A 19,150-nucleotide genomic window follows, 5' to 3' on the forward strand; every position below is an offset into this window, starting at 1 on the left:
TCAGCAGCCGAGGTCCGGGGCCTCGGTGGCGGCCAGGACGAGCCGGGTGACCGGTTCGCTGCCGCCGGACACCTTGATCCGGTACAGGCCGGGTTCCCGCAGCCGGCACCGGGCCCGCAGCGCACCGGACGCGTCGCGACGCGGTGGCAGTTGCGGGCTCGCGACGACCCGGTCGGCGTCGCCGCTGTCCTGGACCACGCAGCTCATCCTGCGGGGGTTGTCCTCGCCGGTCACGGTGATCTCGAACTCCTCGCCCGCGGTGACCAGATCGGGCACGTCCAGCCCGGTCTCGCCGTGCCCGAGCCGCTGTCCGAGGTCCTCCAGCCGACGCAGCCCGGTCAGCAGTCCGCGCGCCAGATCGATCGCACCGCCGCAGGTGGCCAGGGCGCCGTGCTGCTGGGCGAGGGCGACCTCCTCGACTCCGCTTGCATGTCCGGCGTACCGGTAGACGGTGCCGTCGCCCCCGAGGTCCTCCGTGAAGGGCCGTCCGATCTCGTCCCGCCGGATCTCGTCGTCGTTGCGCCGCTGGAACACATACGCCTGGGGTGTGACGACCCCGGAGTCCAGACGCAGGCTCTGCATGGTGTGCTGGGCGATCCCCACGGCCATCCGGTGACCCGGGAGCGCGGTGTCCCTGAGTGCTCTGAGGCGGTCGAGGGACTGCGCGGCGAGTTCGGGGTCGCCGCCGAGGTCCGCCACGTCGGCGGGAGTCAGCGGGACCATGTCGTCGTCGGTCTCGACACAGCGGTAGGCGGGGAGCAGGTCGTGCAGCCCGGGGAGGGTACGGGCGAGGTCGCGCAGCTGCCGGTGGGGCAGCGGTACGGGCGCCCCGCGGCCGGAGTTGAGGATCGCCGCGGCCTTCACCGCGCCGTGGAACGGCGTCCCGAGGGTGAGTGTGGCGCGTACTCGCTCGACCGCCCCGGGGATCCGGGCCAGCTCCCGGACCAGTAGTCCGCCCATGGAGTGGGCGATGAGGACCACTTCGGCGGGCCGCCCGTCGGGGTCGTGGCGCCGGGCCGCCTCGTACGCGGGATGCGCGGTCCAGGCCGTCAGATGCCGGTCGACGGCCTCGGCCAGCCGGCGGGCATTGTAGGCGACCGGGAGCCGCCAGTCGTACGGGAACTCGCAGATCGCGGCGGGGTCGGCGACGGCTGGCGTGAGCCCCCTCACCAGGTTGGTGTACGGCTCCACACCACCCAGCAGCGGAGACCAGGAGGCGAACTTGAGCAGCCGCCGTGCGGTGACCCGCCCAACCTTCCCGGCCCGCTCGTCCTCCGTGACGGCCAGCGCCGCCATCCCGCTCTTGTGGTGCCAGCGCGCGGCGTACGTGAGCGCCTGCCTCATCCCCCACAGGACGCGACCCCGACCCGTGTCGGCCTCGACGAGTTCACTCCCCATGATTCCGGGGATGATCACCACCGCATCGTGCGTCACTGCACGCCTGACAGCAGGAGGGTTTACGGGATCTAAGCGCTCCATGAGCAGCAAGCATACGGCGAAACACCTCGCCCCTGCGGGGAGTTCGGCGCTTTGTGCAGCGCAGGTTCTGGCGCCGTTACCAGGGAGCCGGGCCGGCCGCGTCGAAGGAGCCGCCGGACGGGCCGTCGGCACGGCTGGTGGCCATACGGACGCAGGAGCGGGGTGAACCATGGTGATCCCCTGCTTGCGGACGGCGGTGATCCGGTCGGCCGAGGGGCAGTCCGGCACGGTCGCCTCGGTGGTGTGTACGTCTGTGCTTCCTCATTTCACCTGCTCCGTGGGCGTCAGCCCACCACCCTGCGCGCACGGCATGCAAACGTCCTACCACAGTAATCACAACCCGTCACCCCGCACCGGATACCGCGGATTCGACCTGAGAAGGCGTTAAGAGGTCCTAGGGCGTTCCTGCCGTCAGTCCGGTAGTGGGGCGGGATCGCCGCTTTCCCCGCCCCGCTACCGGTCCGCCGCCTGGGGTCAACCCGCCCGTGAACCTTCCCCTTGATCGTGGACACCAGACCAAAGCAGCCCAACCCCCTGAGCATCACCGCTCCGTCACACAGGCCGCTTGCCCTGTCGTCGTACGAGCCTTGACCCAGCCGACCGTGTCGGTCACCTCAACCGACTCCACCAACACACCCTCGACCGAGGAGAACAGCAGCTCGTCCAACTCCGGCAACACTTCGTTCATGGCGAAGGACTGTCGACCGCACCACCATCCAATTGATCGATTTCCGGACAAACTCAACCCGCATCACACGAAGATCAACAGTTACCTTGCGTACCCGTCCACACGAAGTGGACCAGAGCCGCTACCCCGTGAACAAAGCCAGCCGGCCCTGCTGCGGGGCGACGGAGCCGTGGAGTTCTTGGACCGGGCCACCGATCCGCCGCTCGGCGCCCGCTGCGGCCCGGGGCCCTGGCCGCAGGCGACGGTGCCCTTCGCCGAGGGCGCGTTCCTCGTGCTGTACACCGACGGCCTGATCGAGCACCGGAACGAGGACATCGACACCGGGCTCGACCGGCTCGCCGCCTTCCTCGCCCGCCACCACGGGGCCGGGGCCGAAGTGCTCGCCGACGCGCTGCTGGCGGATCTGCTGCCACCGACGGGTGCCGACGACGACACGGCCCTCGTCATCGTCCCGCTGCAGGCGCCCGGCCGTGCGCGCCCCACGTTCCGGAGCCGTCTGCCGGCCCCGGAACGCGAAGCGCGAGAGGTCTACTCGGGCGCCTCGATCGTCACCGGCTTGCCCAGGTCGTAGAAGTGCTGCGTGGTCGTGCTCATCACGCCGGCCGTCCGGGACTCGGCCTGCCCGCCGTAGGGCGTGAAGTCGTCCCCGAACCAGAGGATGTGCTCGCGCACGGCCGCGCCCATGAACGTGTACGGCTTCTTGTTCACGATCCGCCACGCCGTGACGTCCTCCCCGTTCTCCAGGGAGAGCACGGGCCGCTCCTGCTCGACGGTCCACTCCGGCGCCGACGCGATCATCTGGGCCGTCATCTCCGGATCGGCGAGCGCGCGGTAGAGCTTCCCGGTGGCGGCCACGATCTGCTCCTGCGGGTCACTGCTGTTCTTGTCCCCCTTGACCCACTTGCCGAGCCCCGGCGTCTTGATCCACTCGTCCTCGCCCTTGAAGACGTACGCCTTCTCCCCCTCCGGCCCCGTCATCGACCCGGCCAGCGCGGGCTCGTCCCCGAAGAGGAACCGCGACGTCCCCGACTCGTCCCCCGACTGCACGGCCTCCGTCCCCGATCCGTACGCCTTCAGGGCGGCCACCAGGCACTTCGACAGGGCCGAACCGGCCAGGGTCGTACCGCCCTTGAGCTGGAGGCCGTCGCACTCGGACGGGGTGGCGAAGGCCGGGGACGACGCCTTAGGGCTCTCGTTCCCGGGCGCGGGCCGGCCGGACGACGATTCCGAACGCGTCGGCTCGGCCGACCCGTCCGACGAGGAGCAGCCGGCCAGGAGGCCGACGGCGAGGAGGGTTCCTATGCACGTGTAGAGGCGCGGACGTACAGGTCTCATGTTGTTCGAACTCCACTGGTCACGGACGGCCCGCGACCGCGGGCCGTCTTATGGGCTCTCGCAAGCGAATCCACAGCCCCGCACCACCGGTCGTGAAGGTGTTCGCTTCACGGGCCGCGGATGCGGGCCTTTGGATCCTACTGACTTCGGCTTGTTGGGGTGAATCTGCGCGAAGTCCCTGAAGGGCCTGGGGTGGTGGCTGTATCCCGTGGTGTGTGAGGTATGCGGATGGAGGCGGACTGACCGCCGCGGGACGTCGGCGCCGGAAAACTGTGCATATACAGGAAGCCGAGCTGTTCGAACAGAGGATCAAGCCGCCGAAGGCCGTGCGGCGGCTGCGAGTGGGCCTGAAATCGTCCTACCAGTGGCACCCACGGTGGCGGGAGGGCGGTGTTCAGGCTCTGGCCTCCCGTGGTCCGAGCAGGTCGCGATGCCGCCTGTCCCTGCGCTGCCTGGAGAAGCCGGTCGTGTATCTCCAGCAGGGGCCGGCCGCGCACGGCTGGGTGGAGGACCAGGTGTGGACGGCCGCTCGGGTGACCACGCTGATTGGCAGGAAGTTCCACGTCTCCTGACGGCGTGGGTGTGGGTGTGGGTGTGGATCAGATTCTTCCGGTCCGAGGGCTGTGGTCTGGTGGGCCGGCCGGGTGAGTGAACGCAAGCCGTATCCGAGTGACTTATCGGACGAGCAGTGGACCCTGATTGAGCCGGTGATCATCGCGTGGAAGGCCGGCACCGCTCGGTCAGCGGTCACCAGGGCGCCTACGACATGCGGGAGATCATGAACGCGATCCTCTACCAGGGGCGAACTGGCTGCCGCAAAAGAGCGCGACGTACTACTGCTTCGCCGCCTGGCGGGACGACGGAACCGACCAGGTCGTCCACGAGCTCCTGCGCGGCCAGGTCCGCGAACGCGCCCGACGATCAGAGGACCCGACCCTGGTGGTGCTGGACACGCAGAGTGTCCACGCGGCCGCCGGGGTCCCCGCCGCCACAACGGGCCACGATCCGGCCAAGCGAGTGCCGGGCCGCAAGCGTGGCCTGGCCGTGGACGTCCTCGGCCTGGTCATCGCAGTCGTCGTCCTCGCTGCGAACGTCCACGACAACACCGCGGGCATCGCCCTGCTGAGCGAGGTTGCCGAGCACGCCGGCGGCACCGTCCGCAAGGCTCTGGTCGACCAGGGCTTCAAGACCCAGGTCGTCACGCACGGAGCCGGCCCCGGCATCGACGTGGAGATCGTCCAACGCAACCCGCAGCACAAAGGGTTCGTCCCGCAGCCGAAGCGGTGGAGGGTCGAGCAGACCTACGGGATCCTGATACTGCACCGGCGTCTGGTCCGTGACTACGAACACCGCCCTTCCTCCTCGTCCTCCCGCGTCTACTGGGCGATGACCCATGCAATGGTCCGACCCCTCACCGGCGCGAACACCCCCACCTGGCGCGAAGCGGCGACGGCCGCGTGAACATCAAGCCGCTCCTGGAGGCACTGGACGTCCAGGAGGAGGCCGCCCGGACCCAGGCCAACGCCCTCCGCGCGCAGGTCGACAACCTGCAGACCCGGCTGCGGAAGGCCGAGATACACCTCGAGCACATCGCGATCACCCGCAAGACGGTCACCGGCCTCGCCGACCGGTTCCCCGCCTCCCGCCGGAACTGCCCGAGCATCCGGACTACGCCCGCATCCTCACCGTGTTCAACACGGCGACCGGACCACTACGGGCCAAGCTGAAGCGCCTGGTCGAACTCGGCGTCCTCATCGAAGCCGACACGGGCAGCTTCACCAGGAAGCAATAGTCACCGCCACGACCAGCACCCCTGACACAACCCTCACCCGGAAACGGATATCACCTCACGAACCGCCCACTGATGCCTCACGCCTCGTCAAAGGCCTCGAGCAGGCGCTCGTACGCCAGCTTCGGCCGCAGGGCCGCGTCCCACGGCAGGGAATCGGCCGTGCGCGGAGGATAGATCTTGGTGTCGGCGGTGGAACCGTACCGGTCGGTGAATCCCCACGTGGAAAACGATGTGCAGTTCGGCTCCTCCAGGCAGACCCGCAGCTTGCCCACCATCTCGTCGGCCTGGATCTCCCGCCCGTCCTCCTCGTTCTCGCCTATGGGGACGTCCATCTCCGACACCCGCGCCTGGACCCCGAGCTCCGCCAGATCCCGCACATGGCTGCGGAAGGTCTCCGGGTCGATGCGGTCGCCGGGTGCGTACTCATGGTTCTGGAAACCCACGCCGTCGATCGGTACACCCCGTTCCTTGAGCCGCTTGACCAGATCGTAAAGGGCGTCCCACCGCTCGCCTTCCTCCTCGACCCCGTACTCGTTGAGGAACAGCCGTGCCTTCGGATCGGCCCGGTGGGCGGCCCTGAACGCCTCGTCGATGTACTCCTCGCCCATGGCCTCGAACCACGGGCTCTGCTCGGAGCGCAGACCAAGATCTCCGTTGGTGTAGCTCTCCTTGTCGTCGGACATGGGCTCGTTGACCACATCCCATTCCGCGACCTTCCCCTTGAAGTGACCGGCGACCGTGGCGATGTGCCGGAGCATGGTCCGACGCACCTCCTCGGGATCGTCGTTCTCCCGCATCCAGTTGGGCAGAGCCTCGTGCCAGACGAGGGTGTGCGCATGAACCTTCATGTCGTTTGCGCGGGCGAAGCGTACGAGCAGGTCCGCGTCGCGAAAATCGTAGACGCCCCGGCGCGGGTGGAGGAACTGTGGCTTGAACGCGTTCTCCGGAGTGAGCATGGAGAACTGACTCCCCGCGAGCGCCCGGTAGCGGGAGTCGGTGAGCAGCGGGTTCTCGGCTAGGGCGGCACCGACGTCGAACGGCCGCCCCACGTCTGCGGCCCGCGCACGCAGCGAGTCGTCGGACTGCTCCTGGCGTAGCTGCGGCGCGTTGACCACGCGGAGCGAGTCACCGCTCTCTGCCCGCGCGATCAGCTGCGTCAGACGCCATCCCTCGCGGCGCTCGTCTTCGCCCGCGTCCGCCTCCAGACCGAACCAGACAGTGCCCTCGGCGAACACCCCCGGGTCCTGCACGGTTCCCAGCCGCCGCCCGTCGACTTTCACGCGGAAGGTGTCACCGATGCTCGACACGGCGAGCGTCACCGTCCCGGAGCAGCCGCAGTCGAAAACCTTGGAGGTGGCCGGCTCGTCGCCCTCGCCGTCCCATATCTGTACCTTCACTTGTCCGTCGGCGGTCACACCGACGCGGAGTGAGGGCCGCTCCTGCCGCCACTCGTCATAGATGACCGGTACCCGTCCGTACAGCCGCAGCCATGAGTCGCCGCCATCGTCGCCCACACCGGACATCCGTGCGGTGACGGTGAAGTCGCCATCGGACCTCAGATGCGGGCCGGCCAGGTTCAGCGGGGGATTGGGCTGGCCGCCGGAGGAGTCCTGCTCCACGATGTGCCGATCCGATGCGCTGACCCGCAGGACGTCGTTCCGCGCGGTGGTGCCCGGCATCTGCGTCCAGTCGTGGTTCCGCAGCAGGTCTTTGTCGTTCCCGCCTTCCGGCCCTTCGCCCTGACCCGTACACCCGGCCGCCACCGCCAGGACGAGCGCCACGGCGGTCAGCCGCTGCCACGTCCCCCCGCCAAGGTTCACGGTCCCTCCCACTTTCTTGCCGAGACGAGATCAACGTCTGGAAACCGGGCCATAGTTCATCACACATGAGGTACGGCGGCCCTGTGTGGCACGTCCCAGCTCGTGCGGGCCCATGCAGTCCGCGGCAAGAGTGTCCCGGTACGCCCGGGCCCGACAGGCGTACCGCAGTACCGGCGCTGTCCAGGAGAAACGTCGCGATAGCAGAACTGGACAAGGGGGTAGCGGAGCCCGACAAGGGGGTCGCGCGCCCGTCCGCACCCGGACAGCGGATCGCCGGCCGCGTGCGAACTGGTGCGGTGCGGACCATCGGGTGCGGCGCACCGACGCGCGCGAGAACACCGAACATCGCCGGGTGGTGCGGTGCCGGGCGCGGTGGCGCGCACCACGGTGGAGTCCATCGTCGTCCGGCGCACCGGAGTCGAGTCCACTCGGTGGAGCCCACCGAGTGGAGCCCACCGGGTGGACTCCACTCAGTGGCGATGCCCCGGCATCGTCACCACAGCCAGGCGTTGGAGTGCCGCACCCGGGACAGGGCACGGGCATCGCGGCGCGCGGCCGCGTTGCCGATCCGGTTCTGCCGGGAGCGGGGCCGGCGCGACTGCGCGGCGGCGAGACGGCGAGACGGCGTTCACCGGCGTCCTGGAGCCGCCGCTGCTTGCGCAGCTCCTGTTTCTTCGAGGCCTTGGTTCGGTGTCCGGGGGCGCTTCCAGACCGGCTGCCACCCCAGGAGCTCATCGGGCTCCTGGTCCTCGTCGAGCTCGGCGGCCATCCTCGCGCGGGCCGCACGGGCGCGTGCGAGTGCGTGCGAGTGCGTCGTCGAGGCTGGGCTGTTCTTCCGGGGTACTCACGCAACTCCTCCTCCTGTGGTCCGGACCGGTGTGGGCCGGGTACCGGGCTGCGGGGCTGTGGCCGGGGCGGGCTGTGGCTGGGGCCGTGGGCGACGGCGCGCTCGCGAACACCGTCCTGGAGCTTGGCGGCCGGCTTCGCGGCGGCTTCAAGGGTCCGGCGGGTCTGCTCCACCGTGTCGACGCCGACGCCGGTCTCCGGCTCCAGGAGACGGCCGGCCTTCGGGGCCGGTGCGGAACGGCCGCGGGTGCGGCCTCGAGGCGGCAGGCACGGCAACGGCGTGCGACCGGGGCGGGAGCCCAGACGCTCCGCGCGCCGCGCTGCGTTGACCCGGGCGGCCGGGGCGCCGGCGGCGAGACGGGCCCGCTCGTACGGGGCCGCCGTGTGGTTGCGGGTCAGCGGGCGCAGCACGGCCTGGTCCTCGGTGTCGTTCGGGTACAGGGCGCGCAGGTCGGCGGTCATCATCCGTCGGCCGGCCGGGCGGGTGTAGTCGTCGACGGCTGCCTGCACGATCGTCTCGTCCAGGCCGGGTTGGTAGGGGCGGTCGCTGGCGGGCAGCGAGCAAGGCGGTGAACTCCGCGACGCCCTTCTGGTCGCCGGGGTGCAGCGGCCCGCTGCCGTGTCCGCACCTGCGGAAGCGGGCGGTCGGGTCTCTCCCCCCGTTACCGTCTTCGTGGCTCCGCAATGGGGCCTCCGGCCTTCGGGTCCGGCATGACTTCCCCCCTTGTTGTTCATGACAATGCCGTTGCTTTTGGGGCTACTGCCATCTGTGGTTCAGGGCGATGGTGACGGCTGACCGGCGCTGGCTGGCAGGTTCATCAGAGGCCTTGCTGCCAAACGGGGTGATGCACGATTTGAGTTTCCGCGGGCAGTCTCGTGACCGTCGTCGGGGCAGCAAGGCCTCGGTGATCTCGGCGACGCCGAGATGGCGGTCACGGCTGCGTGCCGAGGGGGGAAAAGCCGGTCGGTGCGATCACCGACCGGCGGACGAGGTTCAGGGCCCGGGTGAACGAGGTCCGCTCCGCCGGGCACTGCGCGATGCGGGAGGCCTCGTCAAGCAGGTCCCGGGGGGCGTGGTGGACGATCAGGTGGGCGAAGATCTCTTGGCGGACGCCGTCGGGGGTGTGCGAGCGGAGGACGGGTCTGTCGCGTTGGTGGGTCTTGATCTCGTCGAAGACGAGCTCGATCTCCCATCGTCGTGCGTACAGTGCGGCAAGTTCGGCAGCGGGGTACTTCTCGTGTGTCCATCAGACTGGTGATCAGCCGGATCACCTCGGCCTGGCCGTCGATCCGGTACTCGACCACCCGGACCAGGGCCGGCGGGGCTCTGACGGTCCCGGCCGCTTTGCTGTGCTTGTTCGCCTCGATCCGGGCGAGATAACTTCCGTCCGCCAGGACGTCTTCGACCCTGCGAGCGATCCGTCGATCCGTCCGCCACAGCAGGTGGGCGCCGCGGTCACGAAGCCGGTGCCAGCGGGCCAGGCCCCAGAATCCGCGATCGGCCAGCAGCAATGTGCCGTCGCCGACATGCCGCTCCAGTTCGTCGGACACGATCCGCTCGGAGTCCTTCCAACCACGGATCACCGCGTCCAGGACCGCGTACGAGGAACATTCCGCCACAGCGACCATCCTCGCCATCGGATAACCCATGGGGCTCCGCTGGGAACCGCATTTACCGAACGCTTCCCGGTTACCGACCGAGTCGGGCACCGCCAGCAGCATCCCATCGACAGCCAGGACACGCAGACCTTGGAACAGCTCGGGACCTTGTCCCAGTGGTCGCGTCATCGCACGGAAAAGGTCGCGCATCACTGTCCAGCCCAGTCTCTGCCCGGCCCTGGTAAGGGACGACTTGTTCACGCCCGACCACGGCCTCAGCCCTCGTTCACCCGCCTTCAACAGCCGCAGGACTTCGAGGTAGTCGACACGCGGGAACAGACATAACGCGAGGACGAAGTACACCGTGAACCGGGCAGGCAGCAGGCGACGACGTTTCTCCGCGCATCCCACCTCGGCAACGACCCGGTCCACCAACTCAGGCGGACAGGACCGGGTCAAGATCCCCAACCCCAGCCGCTCCAGACGCAACACCAACACAAATAGCCCAACGCCCTACCAGTCCCAAAAGCAACGGCATTGTTGTTGATGATCCGGGGGGGCGGTGTCACCGGGTCCGGAGGCATCGACGGACCGCTGATGAGGGGCTTGAGCACCGGCTTCACCCAAGGCCGGAAGAGCTCTCCGTAACGTGGATGTGGCAGCTCGGTGCCGAGGCAAGGCCGGACGAAAGCGTGATGGAGGGGCCTGCACGTGATCGACACGAGTGACATCGACGCCTTCCTCGACCTGGACGTCGGCAAGGGCGAACACCACGCCACCGCCGTCACACCGGCCGGCAAGAAGGCGTTCGACAAGCGGCTGCCCAACACCGAGCCCAAGCTCCGCGAGCTGTTCGCCAAGCTGCAGGCCAAGCACGGGACAGTGCTGGTCGTGGTCGACCAGCCGGCCTCGATCGGCGCCCTGCCGCTGGCCGTCGCCAGGGACATGGGCTGCCCGGTCGCCTACCTGCCCGGCCTGACGATGCGCCGGATCGCCGACCCCTATCCCGGTGAGGCGAAGACGGACGCGAAGGACGCGTTCATCATCGCGGACGCGGCCCGCGCGATGCCGCACACGCTGCGGGCCATCGACGGCGAGGACGAGACGATCGCCGAGCTGGAGATGATCGCCGGATTCGACGACGACCTGGCCGGGGAGGCAACGAGGGTCGCGAACCGGCTGCACGGCCTGCTGCCCCAGATCCATCCCTCGCTGGAGCGGGTCCTGGGGCCGCGGTTGCAGCACCCGGCCGTCCTCACGCTGCTGGAACGGTTCGGGTCGCCGGCCCAGATCCGCAAGGCCGGCCGCCGGCGGCTGGTCACCCTGCTGCGGCCGAAGGCACCGCGGATGGCCGAGCGGCTGGTCGAGGAGATCTTCGCCGCCCTGGACGAGCAGACCGTCACCGTTGCGGGGACCGAGGCGGCCGCGCTGATCGTCCCGAGCCTGGCCGCCTCGCTGGCCGCCGTGCTTGACCAGCGCAAACTGCCGGCCGGGCGGATCGAGGAACTGCTGGGCTCCCACCCTCTTTCGAAGGTCCTGACGTCGATGCCCGGCGTCGGCGTCAGGACCGGAGCCCGGATCCTGATCGAGGTCGGCGAAGGCAGCACCTTCCCGACCGCCGGACACCTCGCCGCCTACGCCGGACTCGCCCCGGCAACCCGGAGCTCGGGCTCCTCCATCCGCGGCGAACAGCCCTCCAGGAGAGGAAACAAACAGCTCAAAGTGCGACACGAAGTCGCTCACGACAAGTGGGAACAGCCACGGAGGAAGGAGAGGAGAGCTGGTCCCCGGATCAGTGTCCAAGATCCGTTCCCGCGCTCACATGCGTCACCGGCAACGGCGGGGTGTGAAGCTGAGCGTTCAAACCCAAGAGCGCCTCGGCCATCGAGGAGCCACAGGTGAGGGAAAGACTGGACGGGTGAATTGTGTGAACCCCCGTTGATGTCCCGTTAGCTTGAAGCCACCCGATGGTTTGCAGTCAGAAGCCGTTGTCGTACCGACCTTGTTAGGCGCCAGTTCGAGTGTGGTGACTCGGCCGCGTGATCTTCGGATCCGATATGTATGAAGGCGGGGCCTTCTGTCCAGCTCGGGATTGTCGAAGTCCGAGCGACCTGAACAGGGGGCCCTCGTGTCGCAGTCTTGCGGGTTCGTGCCGGTACAGTCCAACTCGGTTGCTCGGTCATGTGATTGCCTCGCTCACCGATTTGGGAACGCAAACGACCATCCGGACCGCGAGCCCCGGTATCCCTCGGACATGTCGGACGCGGAGTGGGTGGTCGTGCGGGACGCGATGCCGGTACCGGCGTGGATGAACGGCAAGGGCGGCCAGCCGGAGAGCTACTGCCACCGCCAGATGTTGGATGCCGTGCGCTACCTGGTCGCCGGCGGGATCACGTGGCGGGCCATGCCGGGCGACTTCCCTGCGTGGGACCGCGTCTACGCGTTCGCCAGGCGCTGGGGCGCGCAGGGGCTGCTGGCCGAACTGCACGACCGGCTGCGCGGCCTGGTGCGCGAGGAGGCTGGCCGCGATCCGGAGCCGACCGCCGCCATCATCGACTCGCAGTCGGTACGGGCCGCGGCCACCGTGCCCGCGTCCTCAAGGGGATACGACGCGGGAAAGAAAGTGCCGGGGCGCAAGCGCCACATCGTGGTGGACTGCCGCGGCCTGCTGCTCGCGGTCATGGTGACCACCGCGAGCGTCCAGGACCGCCACGCGGCGGCGCCGCTGTTGAAGCGCGTGCGGGACCGCCACAGGAAGCTCATGCTGGTGTGGGCCGACGGCGGCTACGCGGGCCGCCTGGTCGTCTGGGCGAAGGAGAAGCTCCAGCTCACCATGCAGATCGTCAAACGCTCGGACGACGTATCGGGATTCGTGGTGCTGCCGAGGCGCTGGTGCGTGGAGCGGACGTTCGCGTGGTTGTTCCGCTTGCGTCGGCTGGTACGCGACTACGAGACGCTGCCCGCCGTCCACGAGCGAATGGTCCTGTGGTCGATGACCATACTCATGAGCCGCAGGCTGGCCCATCGGCGAGCGTGAACCGGCCCGGGGCCGGACGTTGTCGCGTTCACAGAGCAGATCATGCCTGATCAGGTTGTGATCTGCACCGATCGGAGACAAGGTGTGGCCGGTAAGCCCGCGGTCACGCCTCCAGATACTCCTCTTCGAGCCAACGGCACACGAACGAGGCCACCTCAGCGGCCGGCATACCGCTCGTCTCGACGACGAGGTCGGGTTTGGTGGCCTGCTTGGGCAGGCTGTTCTGATGCCGAGAGAGGCCGACCGGATGAGCATGGCGGCGCTGCCGGTCAGCCAGCGGCTCGTCGGTGACCGAGAGCTCGATGAAGGCAACCCGGGCCAGCCCCCGTGCACGCAAGTCCTGGAGTCGGCCTTCGAGGTCCGTGTTGACGACAGGCTCGAACGCCTGACCGTCGACGATCACACCGACGCCAGCGCCGAGAATTCCCACGATCCCCGCGTTCATCGCAAGGAGCATGGCGACGGCGTCGACACCATTGTCGATCCGGCGCGCCCCAGGCATGGACGGGACATCCTGGTAGGTGAAACCGCGTTCTGCGAATCGGGCATTTGCAACGCCACCGGCCCACTGCCCGGGAACCATGCGGTAAAGCTCGTCCACTCCGAAACGCAACAGGGGCTCACGGGCGTGCTCCTGGATGGCGGCTGCCAACGTCGACTTCCCGGCGGCGGAAGGCCCGGTGATCACGACGCACAGTGGGGGCTTGCCATCCATACAAGAATCCCTTGTCTCGGTGCTCATGAGCCGCAGGATGGCCCGTCGGCAAGGGTGAACCGGCCGGGGGCCGGCTCGGCTGCCCAGCCGCGGTCCGCGAGCCGCTTCATCTTCGACCGTACCCCTTCCACGCTGGCCGGGCACAGCTCCAGCCCGAGTACGACGGCGATCTCCTGGCACGTCATCACCCCATCCTCTTTCGTGCGGCGTTCCGCCAGGGCGGCAAGGATCTGCTGGTAGTCCACCGCAAGCACATCCACAGTCAGCGCGGGCCGCCACACCGGCACGATCGAACCTGCACGCGCAGCACCCGTCGCGGGCGTCCCAACGGACGGCACCTCGGCCGCCACCTCCGGCTTCAGCACACACGAGTTCTCGACCGAGACGGGGCCGACTACGCCGGTCTCCGAGCGCCGCGGCGCAGACAAGACCTCGTCCACGCGCTGCCGGGCGATCAGCCACTCCTGCCAGTCCGTCTCCGCCTGGGCGAGCTCGGCCAGTACCCGGTCCGCTTCCTCCTGCAGTCCCTCCACGCGAACCCGCGCGGCTAGCTCGCGGTCCTCCAGCAACCCCACGACCGACGCCATCTCGCACCTCCACAGACTAGACAAAACGTCAGCCCGAGCCTCCCTCGCCGTCCTCGACGTCATGCCTGACTTGGGGAAACACGTCCATCAAGTTCGGTACAACAACGCCTTCAAAGACATAGGGGCACCCCCCAGACCCACGTAGCCCGCCTGCGACTGCCCCACTACGCCGGGGCAGTCGCAGGGCCGCCTCATATCGCGGTGGTTTGCGGCCCGGCCCGGCGGCCCCTGTTGGACACCACGGCGCAGACCGCGAAGGTCACGCCGAGCAGACCGAAGACGATCGCCAAGTCGCCCTTCGCCTGGATGTCGGCCTGCCGTGCTGCAGTCTCCCTTTCCCAGAGCGCCGCACCCTGTTGATTGGCCGACTGGTACTCGAAGAGGCACTTCATGTCCGCCTGAGTGGGTGCGGCGTCGCGATCAGCACGGCAGTTGGAGTCCGCGTAAAGAGTCCTCGCGCTGCCGGCGTCACCCAGTGGCTCATCAGCCACCTTGGAGGCCGCGTCCAACGCGACCGCCGACAGGATCACCGCCGTGATCATGCTGATCATGGCCACGACGATGCACAAGACAGTTCCGGCACTACGCCCTTGGGATGTCATGCCCTGGAGAGTAACGACATGCGTGAACCACCGCCCCATCAACCGCACTTACTGACCAGTTCGCCGGATGCACCCGACTCGTCCCTGCCAGCGCCACGCCCTGACGGGCACCTCATCAGCTCCAGGCACGGGAAGCGGCAGTTCGTGGACGTCGTCGAGGGCCAGGTGGTAAACGTTGCGCTGCGCCCAGGGGCCAGCGCAGTGCTTGGGGCCCTGGTCGGAGTGGCAGTCGGTGAGCTGGGCGACGCCGATGACCGCGCCGCGATGGAGCTCGCGGCCGCGGATCGCGGTGGCGACCAGCGGATCGTGCAGCAGGGCGGGGCCGGCTTCGCCTCCCCGGCGTGGAGGAGTACCCAGTCGGCTAAAGGTTGTTGCAGAACGTCCAGGATGGGGCGTTCCTCTTGTATGGGTGGGGTGTTGCGGGCTGAGCCGTTGTGGGGGAGACGTCCACCGGCTTGCGAATGGGCCGGTTCGAGAAGTTGGTGAAGGCAGTGCGGGAGCGGGGAGGAAACGGTCCCGGTGGAGGGCGCCCGTGGTGCCTGCCGCTGGCGGACCGGGTCCTCCTGGTGGCCGTCTACTACCGGACCAATCTCACGATGCGCCAGCTCGCCCCGCTGTTCGGCTGCTCCGCGGCCACCGTCTGCCGGGTCATTCATCGCCTGCGGCCGCTTCTCGCGCTGGAGCCGGCGCCGCGGCCCGTCGCGGATGTTGAACGGTTGTGGATCGTGGGCGGAACCCCGGCCCCCGGTCCGCGACCGCAGGTTCGCCACGTCCTCCCGCAACTATCGGTTCTCAGCGAATGTGCAGGTCATCATCGATGCGGACAGCCGCCCGGTGATCGCCTCAGCCCGCCCCGTCCTCGGAAACAAGGCCGAGGCACACGCCTGGCGGGAATCGGACCTGGCCGCCGCCGCTGCCGGGACAACGGTCATCGCGGACGGCGCCTGCCTGGGAACCGGGTTGATCGTCCCGCACCGCAGAAGAGCCGGACGCCCACCCCTACGCGGTCAGGAGGAGGACAACGCCGAACACCGACGCGTCCGCGCCCGCGTCGAGCACACCTTCGCCCGCATGAAGAACTGGAAAATCCTCCGCGACTGCCGCCAGAAAGGAGACGGCCTTCACCATGCCGTCCAAGCCGTCGCCACCATGCACAACCTCGCCATGACCCGCTGGACCAGCAGGCCGAACGCCATCCCGGCCTGCCCACACCCACCCTTCTGCAACAACCTTTAGGTGCTCCTTGGGCATCGCGGCCTGCTGGTGGGCGTGGACAGCGGCAGCTCGCTGCGCCGGGGTGGCAGGAACCCCAGAAAGTGCACCAGAGGTCCGTCGGTGGACAGCGACCCGTGGCAACCGAGGCGAGGGCATGGATCAGGTCGGGGTTGTGGCACCGGCGCCCAACTGCCGCTCGATTTCGGCGGCCGGGAACGGCGTCTGCTTGCTCTCGGTGAACAGGTGGCGGAAGAAGGAGTTCACAACGACGGTAGGGCGTGCGTGCCGGTCGATGATGGCCGTGATCTCGGGCGGGATGCCGCCAGGGCGCCGGCCCGCGATCCAGTCGTGCAGGAAGACTTCGCGCTCCGTGTCACCGCGCACGCCGTCGAGCAAGTGGTACTGGAGCAGGTGGCTCGCCGTGTAGCAGCGGTCGTACGCGAGGTGGTCCGTGAGAAAGTTGGACTCGTCCGCCGCAAGGTCGAAGCGGGAGCTCAGGGCAAGTCCGAAGTCGGCGAAGTAAAGCTGGCGGCCATCGGTCAGGATGTTGTCGAAGTGAGCATCGAAGTGGACAAGTCCGCGAGAACTCATGAAGGCAGCTCCGCTCATCAGAGCTTCCTCCACCCAGCGGAAGGGCGAGCCGTCCCCGCCTTCCGGAACAGTGGGTTTCCGGTGGTCGGCCAGCCATCCGGCGAGTGTGTGCGGCACGTGCTCCAAGAAGACCACCAGACTGCACGAGGACTGGCCGATGGCCTCCAGCCGGGAGCGAACGGCGGGTGATCCCTCCCAGTGGGAAACGGCTCCCTCCAGGCCCCCGAACTCGTCGGTGAATCCTTCGGGAGGGAAATCAGGCAGAACCCGCCAGTGGTACATCAGGGGGAATCCCGCATGCTCGTCGCCGAGAACCCAGTTCGTGGTCATGGTGTGCACGGCAAGCTCCCGCCAGGCGCCGAACCCGGCCGAGCCCACCCCGTACTGGTAGAACATCGGCAGTTCGAAGACGTTCGCCGTCGACCGCATGTTCTCCGGGCGCAATTCGGTGTCTGTCAAAGGAATCCGCTTGACGAAGACGCGCGTTCCGTTGATGTCCAGCTCTGCCGACCTGCCGCCGATGCCCGACCCGAGCGGGATAGCGGCTGCCACGACCTCCTCGAGCCGGTGGTCGCTCAGCAAGGAGAGCCGAGTGCTCACGGCCCCGTAAGCAGCCAGGCGCGCGGCGCGCAGCACATCCCGGTCCAGCATCGACAGCTCCTCGGTGCCCGTACCAGGGCTTCGGCAATCCTCGACGTACGGCACCGACCGTACGCTGAAAGGGTCAGCCATTCTCATAAACGACCGGACAGTGACCGAAGTTGGGTCCGGGGCGCGTTCACCGTCAAGGCGGGCCACTCCGCGATGCTGGTCGAGCCGCCGGTCGGGTGACGGAGGATTGCACTGCGTCCAAGAGGCTGAGCAGGTGCTCTGCTTCGTGAAATGAGAGCGGTACCCGCGGGAGTGGCTGCGAGGGAGTTGGTCCGTTCGATCAGCTGAACGCCTGCGGCCTTCTCCTTACGTGGGTCGCGCACGGGCTCCGGGGCGGACCGGGCGCGCAAAGTACGTGTTCGTCCCTTCACCGTCCTTGATCTGTCGATCCCTTTCGGAAGGCGCTGCCGAACATCTGCCGGCGGACCGGGGCTGCTCCAGTTTCCACGGTGTGCGCTTCGGCCAGACCTGGAGCAGGTAGTGTTCCGCGATCGGTTCGTCGTCGTCCTGCACGCCGTCGGGGTTGGTGTCCCGTCCCCGGGTGTGCAGGCGTAGTCGGTGGGTGCCGGGTCCTGCGTGGGCGAGGTTGGTTTCGTACGGCTCCTGCGGGTCTTCGCCGGTGTTGCCCATGAGGGCGCTGTAGCGGAAGTCGCCGGTTGATGAGGTGAGGTCGGTTTCCTCGGTCTCGTCCCATGGTGCGGGGTCCGGGCCCGGGTCGGTGTCGGTCCGGAGGACGGAGAGCATGATGGTGCCGCAGTTGATGCCGGCCAGTACGCACGCGGTGTCCTCGGAGGATCCGATCAGGCCTGCGTTCTTGCAGGCGTGGTCCGGTGCGCGTTCCATACGTTTGTCCAGGCCCTTGGCGTGGGTGCTCTCGGGGCGATGTAGAACTGTCCTTCGTCGACACGGACGGGCCAGGGGCCGAGCGGTCGGGTCATGGTTGGCCACTTCTTTCCGTGCATCCATGTCTGGACGAGGTAGTCTTCGCCGTCGGCTGTGCGGCGGGTGTGGACGCGGATGCCGTACTGGCGGGAGCCGTGCAGGGCCGTTTCCTCGTGGTCCTTGGTGGGGCCGTCGGCTGTGCACAGGACCAGGTGGCGGTGGTGGAGCGGACGACGGCTTCGGCGATCTCGTCCCATGACAGCGGATCGGGCCCCGGGTCGCGGTCGGCGGGGTGCAGGGTGACCGTGACGGTGCCGGTCGATGCCGTGGTGGAGATCGGGGCCCAGTCCTTCTCGGTGGGGATGAGGCCAGTGGGCTGCGGCCTCGTCTGCGCGTCTGGGGCCTGCAGGGAGAACGTCCCGTCGGTGATGTTCACGGTGAGGGGGCCGACCCAGTCGTCCAGGGACCACTTCGCGCCCCGCTCGGCCATTGTCGCGAGCCGGGTGCGCAGTGTGTGGCCGACGGTGTCGGTGGCCTTGTGTACGGTCTCGGGAGCGGCCGGGGCGGGCCAGATGTGGAACAGGTAGTGCTCGGCGCTGGGCTTGGAGTTGCGGCGTCGGCTGGCTCCGGGTTGGGAGTCGCGGCCCTTGGCGTGCAGGCGCAGCCGGTGGGTTCCCGGACCCTGGTGGGCGATGTTGAGGTCCATGGCGTGCTCGTAGGAGCCGATGCGGGCGTAGCCGGTGGTGGAGGTGAGGGTGGTGTCGATCGCCTCGTCCCAGGTGTCGGGGTCGAGGGCGGGTTCGGTGTCGAAGAGGCAGGTGTCGAGGTGGACGTTGCCCTTTTTTGATGCCGGTGTGGATGGCGGCGGCGTTGTTGGTGGCCGCGATGAGCCCGTTGGCCGGCTCGCCGAGCGGCGGCTGGGTGTCGGGGCTTTCGTCTGTGTCCGGTTCGGTGGGGTCGATCTCGAACCGGCCGTTTTCCACGAAGAGCGTCATGGACTGAGACGCGTGGGGCATCGCGGCCGCCCTTCAGCTTGGTTCGGGCAGAGCCTACGTGGCGGTGGTGGCAGTTTGGCGGCCTTCCGGCGCCAGGGTCTGCGGGGTTGGTTCCTGTGGGGGCTACTTCGCCTTCACGAAGAAGCCGTCACCTTCCATGATCCGGTTGTTTCCGTAGCACTGGTTGAGCCGGGTTCCTGCCTTGCTGTTCTGCTTGGCGTTTCCAGTTGCGCGACTTGGAGTTCGGCTTCTCCGACTGGGTCGCTGCGCCGGTCATCCGACCGCGGGCTTTGCCCCGCGTGTCGGTCACCGTGAG

At 68.4% G+C, this 19,150-nt stretch carries 14 protein-coding genes and 6 pseudogenes; 7 read left to right on the forward strand and 13 right to left on the reverse strand.

What is annotated here, in order from left to right; translation table 11 throughout:
• The gene (locus ABZZ04_RS31505) at positions 1-1,416 is read right to left on the reverse strand and encodes a hypothetical protein (protein ID WP_356935641.1); all 1,416 of its coding nucleotides are present in this window, start codon (positions 1,414-1,416) and stop codon (positions 1-3) included.
• Between the two features lie 604 nt (positions 1,417-2,020).
• Positions 2,021-2,167 carry a hypothetical protein gene (locus tag ABZZ04_RS31510; RefSeq protein ID WP_356935677.1) on the reverse strand — a complete coding sequence of 49 codons (147 nt, stop codon included), beginning with the start codon at positions 2,165-2,167 and terminating at the stop codon, positions 2,021-2,023.
• Positions 2,168-2,309: 142 nt separating this feature from the next.
• On the opposite strand from ABZZ04_RS31510, the pseudogene ABZZ04_RS31515 reads away from it, so the two are divergent.
• Positions 2,310-2,738: pseudogene (locus ABZZ04_RS31515) on the forward strand (SpoIIE family protein phosphatase); the annotation flags it as partial.
• On the opposite strand, the gene ABZZ04_RS31520 reads toward ABZZ04_RS31515, so the two are convergent.
• A complete protein-coding gene (locus ABZZ04_RS31520) occupies positions 2,696-3,502 on the reverse strand; it encodes a hypothetical protein (RefSeq protein ID WP_356935642.1) in 807 nt (268 codons plus the stop codon). The pseudogene ABZZ04_RS31515 and the gene ABZZ04_RS31520 overlap by 43 nt on opposite strands.
• A gap of 272 nt (positions 3,503-3,774) precedes the next feature.
• On the opposite strand from ABZZ04_RS31520, the gene ABZZ04_RS31525 reads away from it, so the two are divergent.
• From ABZZ04_RS31525 to ABZZ04_RS31535, 3 genes and pseudogenes are all read left to right on the forward strand, one after another.
• Complete coding sequence (locus tag ABZZ04_RS31525; RefSeq protein ID WP_356935643.1) at positions 3,775-4,074, forward strand: hypothetical protein; 300 nt, start codon at positions 3,775-3,777, stop codon at positions 4,072-4,074.
• A 72-nt stretch (positions 4,075-4,146) separates the two neighbouring features.
• Positions 4,147-4,963 (forward strand): annotated as a pseudogene (locus tag ABZZ04_RS31530) (IS5 family transposase).
• The gene (locus ABZZ04_RS31535; RefSeq protein WP_356935644.1) at positions 4,960-5,229 is read left to right on the forward strand and encodes a hypothetical protein; all 270 of its coding nucleotides are present in this window, start codon (positions 4,960-4,962) and stop codon (positions 5,227-5,229) included. Before ABZZ04_RS31530 ends, ABZZ04_RS31535 begins: the two are co-directional and overlap by 4 nt.
• A gap of 142 nt (positions 5,230-5,371) precedes the next feature.
• Here ABZZ04_RS31535 and ABZZ04_RS31540 read toward each other — a convergent pair whose 3' ends face one another.
• The 4 genes and pseudogenes from ABZZ04_RS31540 to ABZZ04_RS31555 all read right to left on the reverse strand — a co-directional run.
• Complete coding sequence (locus ABZZ04_RS31540; RefSeq protein WP_356935645.1) at positions 5,372-7,075, reverse strand: endo-1,4-beta-xylanase; 1,704 nt, start codon at positions 7,073-7,075, stop codon at positions 5,372-5,374.
• Positions 7,076-7,607: 532 nt separating this feature from the next.
• Positions 7,608-7,962 (reverse strand): annotated as a pseudogene (locus ABZZ04_RS31545) (hypothetical protein).
• 930 nt (positions 7,963-8,892) lie between these two features.
• Positions 8,893-9,168 carry a transposase gene (locus ABZZ04_RS31550; protein WP_356935671.1) on the reverse strand — a complete coding sequence of 92 codons (276 nt, stop codon included), beginning with the start codon at positions 9,166-9,168 and terminating at the stop codon, positions 8,893-8,895.
• Positions 9,169-9,199: 31 nt separating this feature from the next.
• Positions 9,200-10,057 (reverse strand): annotated as a pseudogene (locus ABZZ04_RS31555) (IS4 family transposase); the annotation flags it as partial.
• Positions 10,058-10,270: 213 nt separating this feature from the next.
• On the opposite strand from ABZZ04_RS31555, the pseudogene ABZZ04_RS31560 reads away from it, so the two are divergent.
• Positions 10,271-11,281, forward strand: a pseudogene (locus tag ABZZ04_RS31560) (IS110 family transposase); the annotation flags it as partial.
• Between the two features lie 532 nt (positions 11,282-11,813).
• Positions 11,814-12,596 (forward strand): IS5 family transposase, encoded by a 783-nt coding sequence (locus tag ABZZ04_RS31565; RefSeq protein WP_356935646.1) that lies wholly within the window; start codon positions 11,814-11,816, stop codon positions 12,594-12,596.
• A 103-nt stretch (positions 12,597-12,699) separates the two neighbouring features.
• Here ABZZ04_RS31565 and ABZZ04_RS31570 read toward each other — a convergent pair whose 3' ends face one another.
• The 3 genes from ABZZ04_RS31570 to ABZZ04_RS31580 form a co-directional block, all read right to left on the reverse strand.
• Entirely contained in the window at positions 12,700-13,338 is a 639-nt protein-coding gene (locus ABZZ04_RS31570; RefSeq protein ID WP_356935647.1) for a chloramphenicol phosphotransferase, read from the reverse strand.
• Positions 13,335-13,898 carry a hypothetical protein gene (locus tag ABZZ04_RS31575; RefSeq protein ID WP_356935648.1) on the reverse strand — a complete coding sequence of 188 codons (564 nt, stop codon included), beginning with the start codon at positions 13,896-13,898 and terminating at the stop codon, positions 13,335-13,337. The genes ABZZ04_RS31570 and ABZZ04_RS31575 overlap by 4 nt, the downstream gene beginning before the upstream one ends.
• Positions 13,899-14,089: 191 nt before the next feature.
• Positions 14,090-14,449, reverse strand: a complete 360-nt coding sequence (locus ABZZ04_RS31580) for a hypothetical protein (RefSeq protein WP_356935649.1) — start codon at positions 14,447-14,449, stop codon at positions 14,090-14,092.
• A gap of 456 nt (positions 14,450-14,905) precedes the next feature.
• On the opposite strand from ABZZ04_RS31580, the pseudogene ABZZ04_RS31585 reads away from it, so the two are divergent.
• Positions 14,906-15,667, forward strand: a pseudogene (locus ABZZ04_RS31585) (transposase family protein); the annotation flags it as partial.
• A gap of 207 nt (positions 15,668-15,874) precedes the next feature.
• Here ABZZ04_RS31585 and ABZZ04_RS31590 read toward each other — a convergent pair.
• From ABZZ04_RS31590 to ABZZ04_RS31600, 3 genes are all read right to left on the reverse strand, one after another.
• Positions 15,875-16,957: a protein kinase family protein gene (locus ABZZ04_RS31590; RefSeq protein ID WP_356935672.1), complete on the reverse strand. Its 1,083-nt coding sequence runs from the start codon at positions 16,955-16,957 to the stop codon at positions 15,875-15,877.
• Positions 16,958-17,263: 306 nt separating this feature from the next.
• Positions 17,264-17,905 (reverse strand): hypothetical protein, encoded by a 642-nt coding sequence (locus tag ABZZ04_RS31595; protein ID WP_356935650.1) that lies wholly within the window; start codon positions 17,903-17,905, stop codon positions 17,264-17,266.
• Positions 17,892-18,545, reverse strand: coding sequence for a hypothetical protein (locus tag ABZZ04_RS31600; protein WP_356935651.1), 654 nt, complete (start codon positions 18,543-18,545; stop codon positions 17,892-17,894). The genes ABZZ04_RS31595 and ABZZ04_RS31600 overlap by 14 nt, the downstream gene beginning before the upstream one ends.
• Positions 18,546-19,150 lie beyond the last annotated feature (605 nt).

Source organism: Streptomyces sp. NPDC006435 (genome assembly GCF_040612315.1).
Classification (GTDB): domain Bacteria; phylum Actinomycetota; class Actinomycetes; order Streptomycetales; family Streptomycetaceae; genus Streptomyces.

Coding starts and splice junctions, on each gene's coding strand:
- ABZZ04_RS31510 (WP_356935677.1), bottom strand. CDS start 2,167: ATGAACGAAGTGTTGCCGGAGTTGGACGAGCTGCTGTTCTCCTCGGTC.
- ABZZ04_RS31520 (WP_356935642.1), bottom strand. CDS start 3,502: ATGAGACCTGTACGTCCGCGCCTCTACACGTGCATAGGAACCCTCCTC.
- ABZZ04_RS31565 (WP_356935646.1), top strand. CDS start 11,814: ATGTCGGACGCGGAGTGGGTGGTCGTGCGGGACGCGATGCCGGTACCG.
- ABZZ04_RS31570 (WP_356935647.1), bottom strand. CDS start 13,338: ATGAGCACCGAGACAAGGGATTCTTGTATGGATGGCAAGCCCCCACTG.
- ABZZ04_RS31575 (WP_356935648.1), bottom strand. CDS start 13,898: ATGGCGTCGGTCGTGGGGTTGCTGGAGGACCGCGAGCTAGCCGCGCGG.
- ABZZ04_RS31580 (WP_356935649.1), bottom strand. CDS start 14,449: ATGATCAGCATGATCACGGCGGTGATCCTGTCGGCGGTCGCGTTGGAC.
- ABZZ04_RS31590 (WP_356935672.1), bottom strand. CDS start 16,957: ATGCTGGACCGGGATGTGCTGCGCGCCGCGCGCCTGGCTGCTTACGGG.
- ABZZ04_RS31600 (WP_356935651.1), bottom strand. CDS start 18,545: ATGGACCTCAACATCGCCCACCAGGGTCCGGGAACCCACCGGCTGCGC.